The 10,680-nt window shown below is 72.7% G+C and carries 13 protein-coding genes; 5 read left to right on the top strand and 8 right to left on the bottom strand.

Going from position 1 to position 10,680, the window contains the following annotated elements; all coding sequences use genetic code 11:
• The 5 genes from ACLQ2N_RS12175 to ACLQ2N_RS12195 are packed head-to-tail and all read right to left on the bottom strand — an operon-like array spanning position 1 to position 2,760.
• Positions 1–948, bottom strand: coding sequence for a histone protein (locus ACLQ2N_RS12175; protein WP_425811981.1), 948 nt, complete (start codon positions 946–948; stop codon positions 1–3).
• A 7-nt stretch (positions 949–955) separates the two neighbouring features.
• Positions 956–1,210, bottom strand: a complete 255-nt coding sequence (locus ACLQ2N_RS12180) for a gas vesicle protein GvpG (protein ID WP_425811983.1) — start codon at positions 1,208–1,210, stop codon at positions 956–958.
• 1 nt (position 1,211) lies between these two features.
• A complete protein-coding gene (locus ACLQ2N_RS12185; protein ID WP_425811985.1) occupies positions 1,212–1,961 on the bottom strand; it encodes a GvpL/GvpF family gas vesicle protein in 750 nt (249 codons plus the stop codon).
• 3 nt (positions 1,962–1,964) lie between these two features.
• A complete protein-coding gene (gene gvpJ, locus ACLQ2N_RS12190) occupies positions 1,965–2,405 on the bottom strand; it encodes a gas vesicle protein GvpJ (RefSeq protein ID WP_425811987.1) in 441 nt (146 codons plus the stop codon).
• A 34-nt stretch (positions 2,406–2,439) separates the two neighbouring features.
• Positions 2,440–2,760: a gas vesicle protein gene (locus ACLQ2N_RS12195; protein ID WP_425811989.1), complete on the bottom strand. Its 321-nt coding sequence runs from the start codon at positions 2,758–2,760 to the stop codon at positions 2,440–2,442.
• A gap of 124 nt (positions 2,761–2,884) precedes the next feature.
• Between ACLQ2N_RS12195 and ACLQ2N_RS12200 the strand changes: the two genes are divergently transcribed.
• From ACLQ2N_RS12200 to ACLQ2N_RS12210, 3 genes are all read left to right on the top strand, one after another.
• On the top strand, positions 2,885–3,556 hold the full coding sequence (locus ACLQ2N_RS12200; protein ID WP_425811991.1) for a TetR/AcrR family transcriptional regulator: 672 nt from the start codon (positions 2,885–2,887) through the stop codon (positions 3,554–3,556).
• The gene (locus ACLQ2N_RS12205; RefSeq protein ID WP_425811993.1) at positions 3,553–4,929 is read left to right on the top strand and encodes an MFS transporter; all 1,377 of its coding nucleotides are present in this window, start codon (positions 3,553–3,555) and stop codon (positions 4,927–4,929) included. Before ACLQ2N_RS12200 ends, ACLQ2N_RS12205 begins: the two co-directional genes overlap by 4 nt.
• 91 nt (positions 4,930–5,020) lie before the next feature.
• Positions 5,021–6,142, top strand: coding sequence for a lipid II:glycine glycyltransferase FemX (locus tag ACLQ2N_RS12210; RefSeq protein ID WP_425811995.1), 1,122 nt, complete (start codon positions 5,021–5,023; stop codon positions 6,140–6,142).
• 16 nt (positions 6,143–6,158) lie between these two features.
• On the opposite strand, the gene ACLQ2N_RS12215 is transcribed toward ACLQ2N_RS12210, so the two are convergent.
• The gene (locus tag ACLQ2N_RS12215; protein ID WP_425811997.1) at positions 6,159–7,712 is read right to left on the bottom strand and encodes an FAD-dependent oxidoreductase; all 1,554 of its coding nucleotides are present in this window, start codon (positions 7,710–7,712) and stop codon (positions 6,159–6,161) included.
• 142 nt (positions 7,713–7,854) lie between these two features.
• On the opposite strand from ACLQ2N_RS12215, the gene ACLQ2N_RS12220 reads away from it, so the two are divergent.
• Positions 7,855–8,382: a hypothetical protein gene (locus ACLQ2N_RS12220; RefSeq protein WP_425811999.1), complete on the top strand. Its 528-nt coding sequence runs from the start codon at positions 7,855–7,857 to the stop codon at positions 8,380–8,382.
• A 24-nt stretch (positions 8,383–8,406) separates the two neighbouring features.
• On the opposite strand, the gene ACLQ2N_RS12225 is transcribed toward ACLQ2N_RS12220, so the two are convergent.
• Positions 8,407–8,967 (bottom strand): hemerythrin domain-containing protein, encoded by a 561-nt coding sequence (locus ACLQ2N_RS12225; protein WP_425812001.1) that lies wholly within the window; start codon positions 8,965–8,967, stop codon positions 8,407–8,409.
• A 139-nt stretch (positions 8,968–9,106) separates the two neighbouring features.
• Positions 9,107–9,736, bottom strand: a complete 630-nt coding sequence (gene thpR / locus ACLQ2N_RS12230) for an RNA 2',3'-cyclic phosphodiesterase (protein WP_425812003.1) — start codon at positions 9,734–9,736, stop codon at positions 9,107–9,109.
• A 559-nt stretch (positions 9,737–10,295) separates the two neighbouring features.
• Here thpR and ACLQ2N_RS12235 point away from each other — a divergent pair.
• Positions 10,296–10,514, top strand: a complete 219-nt coding sequence (locus ACLQ2N_RS12235) for an MbtH family protein (RefSeq protein WP_425812005.1) — start codon at positions 10,296–10,298, stop codon at positions 10,512–10,514.
• The last annotated feature ends 166 nt before the right edge of the window (positions 10,515–10,680 follow it).

The raw sequence follows: 10,680 nt of genomic DNA on the forward strand, positions 1-10,680 counted from the left end.
CTACCTCCGACGGTCGCTGCGCTTGGAAGCGGTCCGCTTGGACGCCGACTTGGACGGCGACGTCCTCTTCGCTGCGGACTTCTTCGCCGGGGCGGTCTTCTTGGCCGCGGCCTTCTTCGCGGGCGCCGACTTCTTCGGCGCCGCCTTCTTGGCCCCGGTCGCCTTCTTCGCGGGTGCCGCCTTCTTCGCCGCGGGCTTCCTGTCCGTGCTCTTCTTCGCCGCGGCCTTCTTGGCGGGCGCCGCCTTCTTGGCCGGGGCGGGCTTCTTCGCGGCCTGCTTCTTCGCGGCCTGCTTCTTCGCGGCCTGCTTCTTCGCCGGGGCCTTCTTGGCGGCTGACTTCTTGGCCGGTGCCTTCTTCGGCGACGCCTTCCTCGCGGGGGGCTCGGGGGCTTCGCCGTCTTCCTCCTCCTCGTCGTCCTCCTGGTCCTCGCCCTCGCCTTCGCCCTCATCCTCGGCGTCGGCGTCGTCCTCCTCGTCCCAGGGCTCGTCCTCCTCCGGTTCCTCTTCGTCCTCCGGTTCCTCGTCCTCCTCCGGTTCCTCTTCGTCCTCCGGTTCCTCTTCGGACGCGTCGTCGTACTCGTCCTCGTACGGCTCGTCGTCGTACTCGTCCTGGTCCTCGTCCTCCTCGCGCCGGCCCTCGGTGAGCCGGGCGGTGCGGTCGCCGATCGCGTCGGCGAGTGAGGACATGCTGCGGTTCGCCGCCGCCGTCACGGCTTTGCGGCCCGCGTCCAAGACCTCGCCCCGCAGCTGTTCCTGGAGCTCCGCGACCTGGGGGACGCCGCCGAGGCGGCGCACGCCCTCGGCGGCGAGCTGGCGGGGTTCGAGCCCGAACCTCCGGCCCGCCAGGTACGTCGCGACGGTCAGGGCCATCCGGCCCTTCTTGGTCCGGCCCAGCACGTAGCCGCCGACCACCGCGGCTGCGAGCGCTACCTTGGCCTCGTCATCCATGAGCACGTCACCTTCGATCGTTTGGCACTCGGTCCGCCCGAACGGCGTGCAGCCGGTCGAGCAGCCGCTCCTCTTCCCGCTCGAATTCCTCGATCGTGATGTCTCCGGCCTCCAACTCCTGGTTGAGTACGGCCAATTGGGTGCGGAGTACGCGTGGGTCGCGCAGCTCCCGCTCAGCGGCGTCGTTCAGCTTCTCCGCCACCCACACCACCCCCCGCACGGGTGCGATGGGCAGCGTCAGCAGACCGGTGATCAGGCCCATCTCAGCGACCGCCCACGGGGTCCGGCCGGGCCTCGGCAGAGACGAAGCTGTAGCAGGGCAGCGGCCCGGCGAGGCGGAGCTCCACATGACCGCGGTGGTCGCCCGCGAACCGGCGCGCCTCCGCCAGGAACGCGTCACCGGCCTCGCGCTCCACCAGGAACGACACATTGAGCGCGCACCCCTGGACCTCCGGCCCGGCCGCCACCGCCCGGGCCCTCGGCGTCAGCTCCCGCAGCAGCCGCCGCCCCGCGTCGGCGGCCCGCCGCGCGAGGGAGGCGGCCACCGCCTCGCCCAGCCGCAGACTCGCCTCGTAGCCCGGACGCCGGCGCGCGGCCTCCCGCAGCTTGCGTACGGTGCCGTCCTCGGCGACCACGTCGGCCAGCGCGTCCTCGGCCGCCAGCGCCTTCACGTTGATCTCGTGGCATCCGGCGAGCCGCTTCAGGGCCGCCACGTGGCCGTCCTCACCCGCGGCCAGCTGACGCTCCACGGTGGCCCGGTCGGGGGCCACCATGCCGAACCGCATGGGCAGCACGGGCCCCTCGTCCATCAGGTGCAGCAGCAGGTCCTGATGGGCGAGCAGATCGCGGCGGCGCGCCCGGAGGTCCGGGGGGGCATCGCTGACGACGGCGGCGAGCCGGCCCTGCCGGACGGTCCGCAGGCGGGCGGGCGGACCGCCCACACCGCCCTGCCCGTCCGGGAGGGTGACCCCCGCCCGGGTGATCGCGTACACGTACACACCGTCGGCCGTCACAGCTCACGCCTCCGCACGGCGGCGCCGGCTCTCGCTGCCGCGCGCCGGGGCGCGCCGCTTCCTCGGCCGCTCCTCCGGCTCCTCCTCGTCGTCCCCGCCGACCGCCTTGCGCACGGTGTCGCCCACCGACTCGGCGGCCCTGCGCACCTTCCGCTTGCCGATGGACTTGACGGCGCCGCCGCCGATCAGCTCCGGCACGGTGGTACTGCCGGAGTCCCGTTCGAGGTCCAGCCGGTTGCACGCCTCGGCGAACCGCAGATACGTGTCCACGCTCGCGACGACGATGCGCGCGTCTATCTTCAGGATCTCGATGCCGACCAGGGAGACCCTGATGAAGACATCGATCACCATGCCCCGGTCGAGGATCAGCTCCAGGACGTCGTAGAGGGTGCCGGCGCGCGGAGGGCAGGCGACGACTTCGTCGGAGTAGGTGGTCGCGGTCATGGAATGTCCTTCCGGCAGGGGGAGTGGACGCCGCTCACTCGTCGGCGGCGCCGCGGCGGTACCGGCGGACCCTGCGGTACTCCAGGAGCTCACCGGACCGGTCGAGCTGCACCTCGTAGGAGGCGAGGAGGCTCGTGGTGTCCGGAATCCGGGGCACTTCGAGAACGTCCACGACAACGCACCAGCCGTCGTCGGTGCGCCGGACGGCGGACACGCCCTCCGCGTGGTGGTCGATGAGACCCTCCAGGCTCTGGATGGCAGCGCGGGCCGCGTGTTCGGGGCCCCGTGCGGACGGGGTACGCCGCGTGGTCGCCGTTTTCGTGGTTCCCGCCTGGGAGCGCCGCTGATCTGCCATGGGACCCAGTCTGCTCACTCCCGCCGCCCCCGCATCTTGGGCGGGGTCATCGGAGTGCGTGGCTCGCGGTGGCACCGCGAACCGGGCGTAGACAGTGTCTACATCGGCCTGGTAGACACTGTCTATGGATGAAGTGAACCCAGCAGTCCGAGCGGACTCCTTGCGGGAACGCCTGATCGACGCGGGTGTCGGCCTCGTCATGACCGAGGGCCCCGCCTCGCTCGGCCTTCGCGAGATCGCCCGCCGCGCCGGGGTCTCCCACGGCGCCCCGCGCCGCTATTTCCCGACCCACCACGCCCTCCTCTCCGCCATCGCCCGGCGCGGCTTCACCGCGCTCGCCGCCCGGTTCGAGACGGCCACCGAAGCGGCCCAGACCCCCCGCGGCCAGCTGCGGGGCCTGGCCGACGCCTTCCTGGACTACGCGGATGAGCACGGCGGCATGTTCGAGCTGATGTTCCGCCACGACCTGCTCGACAGCGAGGTCCACGCGAGTGACGCGGGGGCCTGCGCGCCGGACCGGCCGCGCCTGCGAGAGGCGACACTTCCGCTGTTCGCGCGGCTCGTCGAGCTCGTCACCCAGGACCGCGCCCACCGCACGGAAGGCGACGACGGACCCTCGTACGACTCCGCCCCGCCGCCGGCCCTGACCGCGGCTGCCCTATGGACCAACCTGCACGGCATCGCCGTACTCCGGGCGAGCGGCAGCCTCCCACTGGCCTTCCCCGGCGCCGGCGAGGAAACGGCCCCGCTCGTCACGGCGGTGCTCGACGCCCACCTCGGCCGGGCGGACGCATGACCCTCACCGCCGTACGGCCCCGCGCCGCGCTCCTCGCCTCCGTGGCGGGCGCGATGATCGTCGCCCTGGACGGCACCGTGCTGCTCGTCGCCCAGCCGGACCTGCGCAGCGACCTCGGGGCGACCGTCACCGAGGTCCAGTGGACGAGCACCGCCTACCTGCTCGCGGTCGCCGCCCTCCTCGTGATCGCCGGACGGCTCGGGGACCGCTACGGGCACCGGCGGCTGCTGTGCGTCGGGGTGCTCGGCTTCGGCGCCGCGTCGGCCGGCATCGCGCTCGCCCAGGGCATCGGCCTCGTGATCGCCCTGCGCGCCGCTCAGGGGGTGTTCGGCGCGCTCCTGCAACCGGCGACGCTCGCCCTGCTCAGGCTCGTCCTCCCCGCCGACCGCCTCGGCCGGGCCGTAGCCGTCCGCACCAGCGCGATCGGAGTCGCCGCGGCGGCCGGTCCGGTGCTCGGGGGAGCCCTCGTCACGCACTGGGGCTGGCGCGCCGTCTTCCTGATCAACATCCCGGCCGCCCTGGTCATCGCCGCGCTCACCCTGACCGTGCGGACCCCCGAAGTGCCGCGCGCCGCGCACCGGCGCTTCGACCTCACCGCCGGCGCCCTGCTCGCCGCCGCGCTCGCCGCCCTCGTCCACACCCTGGCCGGCGTCCCCGACGAGGGATGGACCGGCACCCGGACGGGCCTCGGGCTGCTGCTGAGCCTGCTCCTCGGGGCGGCGCTCGTCGGGTACGAACGCCGCAGCGCCCAGCCGGTCGTGCCGCCGGCCGTGACGCGCTCGGTGCCCGTGACGGCCTCGATGGCGCTGCTCCTCACCACCTCCGGCGGCCTGTTCGGCGCGCTGTTCGTCGTCACGTTCCACCTGCAGCAGGGGCTCGGCCTCGATCCCCTCACCGCCGGGCTGCGGTGCCTGCCGCTGACCCTGCTCATGATCGCCGGAGCGCCCGTGGCCTCGGCCGCGCTCGGGCGCCTCGGGCCGCGCCGCACCGCGGTCACCGGTCAGCTGTCTGTCGTCCTCGCCGTGCTGGGCCTTTCGCGCCCGGGGTCCGCGTGGGAGACCGGTCTTGTTCTCGCGGTGCTCGGCGCGGGCTTCACCGCCGTCATGGTCACCGCCACCGGGACCGTCGTCGGGGACGCGCCGCCCGGGAACGCCGGGGTGGTCGGCGGCCTCAAGCAGACCGCCATGAACGTGGGCCCCGCCCTCGGGATCGCCGTGGCCGCCGGGCTGATGCCGCTCACCCCGCCGGCCGTCACCGCCCCGGCCCACCACGCACTTCCCGTGACGGACCTCGCCATGGGCCAGGCACTGCCCGCGGTGGCGGCGCTCGCCGCGCTGGGTCTCATCCCTGCGTCGTTGCTGCCCCGGCGGTGACCTCTCGCTCGAACGCCCGCTGGCGTCGTGGGCCGCGGCGACCGCCAGTAGGCTGCCGAAGGATCACGACCCGTGGACGAGGAGCAGACCGATGGACCTCCGCCTGAGGACGATCAGCCGGGACGAGCACCTGGCGTACGTGGACGCTCTGCCGTCCGCGAGCCACATGCAGGTCCCGTCCTGGGGCGATGTGAAGCCCGACTGGCGGGCGGAGAGCCTCGGCTGGTTCGACGGCTCAGGCCGGATCACCGGCACCGCCCTGGTCCTGTACCGGCCGCTGCCGAAGGTCAAGCGCCACCTCGCCTACCTCCCCGAGGGCCCCGTCATCGACTGGTACGACGACGACCTCGGCCGGTGGCTGAACCCGCTCCTGGACCACCTCAAGGGGCAGGGTGCGTTCACCGTGAAGATGGGCCCGCCCGTCGTCGCCCGCCGCTGGGACGCGGCCACCGTGAAGGAGGCCATCGCCGACCCCGGAGCCCACCGCCTCGGCGAGGTCGAACCCACCGAACAGGACCCCCGCGCCTTCGCGCTGACGGACCGTCTGCGGACCATGGGCTGGCAGCGGTCCGGGGGCGACAGCGAGGACGGCTTCGCGGCCGGCCAGCCGCGTTACGTCTTCCAACTCCCCCTCGCCGGCCGCTCGACCGACGACATCCTGGCCGGGTTCAACCAGCTGTGGCGCCGCAACGTCAAGAAGGCCGAGAAGGCCGGAGTCAAGGTCGTCCAGGGCGACTACGCAGACCTGGACACCTTCTACACGCTCTACACCGAGACCGCCGAGCGCGACCGCTTCATCCCCCGTCCCCTGGCGTACTTCCAGCGCATGTGGAAGGCGCTCACCGCCGAGCACCCCGACCGGATGCGGCTCTACCTCGCCGCGCACGACGGCGAGGTGCTGGCCGCCGCCACCATGCTCACCGTCGGCCGGCACGTCTGGTACTCGTACGGAGCGTCCACCAGCCGCAGGCGCGAGGTCCAGCCCAACAACGCCATCCAGTGGCAGATGATCCGCGACGCCCACGCCATGGGCGCGCACGTCTACGACTTCCGGGGCACCACCGACACCCTGGACGAGAGCAACCACCTGCTCGGCCTGCTCCGCTTCAAGGTCGGCACCGGCGGGCAGGCCGCCGAGTACGTCGGCGAGTGGGACTACCCGCTCAACAAGGTGCTGCACAAGGCGTTCAGCCTCTACATGGCGCGGCGGTAGCGCTCCTCGCCGGCCGTCACCCCTCGTCGCCGGGGTCCAGCGCCTCCAGAGGCCGCACCGCCGGGCCCTGCAGCACCGAGCCGTCGACGCCGAAGCGCGAACCGTGGCACGGGCACTCCCACGCCGTCTCCGCCTCGTTGAACGCCACCAGGCACCCCAGATGCGTGCACCGCGCGGAGACCGCCCGCACCGTGCCGTCCGGCTCCCGGTACACGGCGCAGCGGCGGCCCTTCACCCGGACCACCGCCCCCGTGCCCGGAACCACCTGGCTCACCGCATCCAGGTGGCTGACGCGCAGCCGGTCGCCGACGAAGTGCTTCGCCACCTCCGCCTGCGCCCCCAGCAGTGACCCGGCCTCGCGCACCGCGCTCCCCAGCCGCCGGGGGTCGTACAACTCCGCCCACGGCAGTGGAGGGACGCCGTCCGCGATGAGCGAGGTCAGCAGCCGGCCGGCCAGCACCCCGCCGGTCATCCCCCAGCCGCCGAACCCGGTCGCCACATAGGTGTGCCGGGCCCCGATGTGGAACGGCCCGATCAGCGGGACCGTATCGCTGGGGTCGTTGTCCTGCGCCGCCCACCGGTACGCGGTCGGGCCGGCCGCCGGGAACCGCTCGTGCATCCAGGCGTCCAGCCGCCGGAACCGCTCGCCGGGGTCACCGGTGCCCGGAGTGAAGCTCTCCCCGGTCACGATCAGCAGGCGCCGGCCGTCATCGAGCGGGGTGGAGCGCACCGAGCGCTTCCCCTCGTCCTCGGTGATGTACATGCCCTTCGGCGCAAGATCCGCGGGGATGGGTGCGGCGACCACCAGTTCCCGCCGGGGCGAGAGCCGGGCGAACAGCATCGCGCGGTCGAAGACCGGGTAATGCGTGGCGACGACCACGTCCCGGGCCGTCACGCTCCGCCCGGACTCGGCGGTCACCCGGCACGGAGTCCCCTCGGACAGTCCGGTCACCCGGCTGCGCTCGAAGACGCGGCCGCCCCGCGCGACCAGATCCCGGGCCAGTGCCAGCAGGTACTTACGCGGGTGGAACTGGGCCTGGGCGTCCGCCCGGACCGCCCCGCCGATCGCGAACGGCAGCTCCGTCTCGGAGACGTACGCGACATCGAGACCCGCGCCGGCGGCGGCGCGCGCCTCCGCCTCGATCAGATGCCGGGACTCCGCACCGGCCGCGTAGCTGTACGCGCTCACCCGCTCCAGGTCGCACGCGATCCCCAGCTCCTCCACGATCCCGGCCACCCGGTCCACCGCGTCCAGCTGCGAGGCCGCGTACAGGAGGGTGGCGTCCGTGCCCCGGGTCCGCCGCAACCGGTCGTACACGAGCGACTGGAGGGCGGACACCTTGGCCGTCGTGTAGCCGGTCACCCCGGAGGCGATGCGGTCCGCTTCCAGGACCACGACGTTCCGGCCCGCCCGGCTCAGCTCCCAGGCAGTGCTCAGGCCCGCGATGCCGCCGCCGATCACGACGACGTCCGCGTCGGTGTCCGACGCCAGGGGCGGATGCCCCGGTGCGTCGGTGCTGTCCATCCAGAAGGACTCGTCCAGCCCCGGAAGAGGGCGGGGGTGGTTCATCGTCTGCACTCCCAATCGTTCAGGGCCGGGGTGTCCGCCGGTCATGACGCACACCACGGCCGGAAGGTGCTCTGCGTCATACGGGGGCCGGGGGAGGGCGCAGTACGCTGCACGGCGATCCAGCACCCGAGGGGACGCCCCGATGCCCGCAGACCTTGCCCCGCTCATCGCCGCCACCACCCGGTGGCTGACGCGCGCGTTCCCGGCCGGCGGGGGCCCGCTCACCGCCGCCCTGGCCGAGGCTCAGGCCCGTCAGGCCGTCACGGTCGCCACCTGGCTCCGTTACCCGACCGACCTGGATGCCGCGCTCGTGGTGCTGACCGGCCCCGGCGGATCCGCCCGCCTGGACGGGGTCGCCGGCGGACACGGACAGGAGGCGGCCGGTCCGGCGGACGCGGCCTGGCGCAGCTGGGTGGACGAGGTCGTCGCCAGCTGGGCCGCCCATCTGCTCACCGCGCCCGACGCGGCGAGGGAGGCGGTGAAGGCGCTCGGTGAAACCGCGCACGGTGTGACCGGACCCGCCGAGTTCCGCCGCCTGACGGAGCCCAGCGCGCACGACCTGGCCGCCACCGCACTGCTGCGCCACCCCGACCTGCTGGAGCCGATAGCCCGCCTCCACCACGCGGACCTGCTGGACCGCCTGCGCCTCGGCCCGGCCCGGGCCTGCTGAGATCCCGCGAGGCGCCGAAGGGCTTCACCCCTTGCCGCGCCCGCTCAGCAGGTCGCGGGCCCGGTCGACCAGACCGGCGCCGGGGCCGAGGATCTTGAGGCCCGTGGGGCTGTCGGGTGCGGAGGGGTGCGGACGCGTCGGAGCGGTCTTCTTCGCCGTGCGCACCTTCTCGCCCAGCTCGTCCAGGGCCTCGGGGGAGACGGCCGAGGCCAGGAGCGGGAACAGCCGGTTCTCCTCGTCGCGCACGTGCTCGCTCACCTCGAGCTTCAGCTTCGCCACCAGGTGGTCGAACTGCGGGTCGTCCGCCGGCAGCCCCTCCAGCTCCTTGAGGTGCTCCTCCACCTTCGCGTGGTCCTCGAGCTCCTTGTCGGCCATGTCGTCGCCGTCGTCCACGAACCGCCGCACCGCCGGGTAGAGGTGCATCTCCTCCGCCACGGAGTGCCGGACCAGCTCGATCGTCAGCTCGTCGGCGAGCTTCCTGCGCTGCTCGTCACCGACCGGCTGGGCCTCGATCTTCGCGAACAGTTCGTCGACCTCGCGGTGGTCCGTGGTGAGCTCCGCGATCACGTTTCCGCCGTGTCCCATCAGTGCAACCCTCTCCGCTTTGTGTGGTGCGAGCCGAAGTCAGCTCACCGTTCCACAGGGGTACCCCCGAACCTCACCAACACACGGAGCCACGCCCCACTCCGGTCAGGCTGGCGTAACGGCCCGGGGTGAGCCCGTCTCAGGGACGTGCGGGCGGGGCGGCGGCACCGCAAGCCGTGCCGAGCGGCCATGCCTCGATGTCGCGGTAGCGGATCTGCCCGGTGCCCCGGCCCGCCTCGCTGCCGACCAGATGCAGGCGCTCGGCGGGCCACGGGCTGCCCCGGAACCCCGTGAGCCGCGCGGCGATCTCCCCGGCCGATGTGTGGTCGCCCCGGCGCACCCGGGCGAGCGTCAGATGGGGCCGCAGAGGCCGGTCCTCCAGGGTGATCCCGCAGTCACGGACCACCGCCCGGACGCCGTCCGCCAGCCGGTGCAGTCCGTCGAGGTCGCCGGAGATCCCGCTCCACGCCACCCGCTCGTCGAACGTGCCGCTGCCGTGCAGCGCCAGTCGGGGTCCGGGACGGGACGCGGCGAGAGCGGCGAGTGGCGGACGCAGCAGCGGAACGGTGTCCACCGGGAGCGCGCCCAGGAACGCCAGGGTGATGTGCCAGTCCTCCACCCGGTTCCACCGCACCTGCGGGTGCGTGCCGTAGACGGGGCGCAGCTCCCGGGCGAGCTCCTCCTTCGCCGGGTCGGGCGGAGCGAGGGCGATGAACACGCGCACGGACGCGGGCGGGGTCTCTTCGGTCACACGGCATTCGTACCGCATGCGGTGCCGGCCGCCCCCGCCGGGTGGCCGCCCGCGCCACGGTCCGTAATTTCACGCAGGGTGAAGGGAATGGCCATTGATTTCGAATGGGGCGCGCACCCGGCGCACGGGAGCGCGATGAGTTCGGCGCGTGCCCGTGGATGAGGGGGTGTACGCCGGCGGTTATCCGAATGTACGCGGGTCGTATTTAGTTAAATGCGCACAATCGGGACATCGAGTGGCTGGAAATTTCCGGGCGAGCGGGCTTGGCATATGTCCTCGGCCGGCCTTCTCGCTTGCCGCAGCCGTATGGACCGATAAGTAATGGGCCGAATTCGCCTCTTGGGCCGCCGGTGGTCCTCTATGGTGATTGGCGTGAACGGGCGAAGCCGGATGACCAGCCGGCCATCGGCGACGTGCCGGTATCCCGAGGCGTAACGTATCTCCGTCCCGCGCGGCACGGGCTTGCGCGGTAGGGGTGGGCGGTCCGGTGGCGGCGGAACGGTGAATCCGTGCGGCGGGCTCGCGTGTATCTGAAGAACATGCGGTGGCATGTGGAAAAACAAGTGGGGGGACGGTCGTGACCAATCCTTTCGATGACGAGTCGGGTCGGTTCGTGACGCTGGTGAACGGCGAGGGCCAGTATTCGCTGTGGCCGGCGCACATCGAGATTCCGGGCGGCTGGAGGGTCGGCGGCCCGGAGGGTTCGCGGCAGGAGTGTCTGGACGCCATCGAGGCCGCGTGGACGGACATGCGGCCGGCCGGCCTGGTGCGGGCGATGGAGTCCGACGCCGGGTAGGGAGGCGTGTGTCTGCGGGCCGGCTCGGTCCGCAGACGCACTCCTGTCCCATTCGATCGGTGTCGTTCCCGTCCGGGCAAATTCGATCAGGTCGGCGCGGCAATCGATCAGGCTTGGGTGAGAAATGTTCATGCCGCTGTCACGCGGCTTTATTTCCTCATTGATG

This window comes from Streptomyces sp. DT224 (genome assembly GCF_049844595.1).
GTDB lineage: Bacteria > Actinomycetota > Actinomycetes > Streptomycetales > Streptomycetaceae > Streptomyces.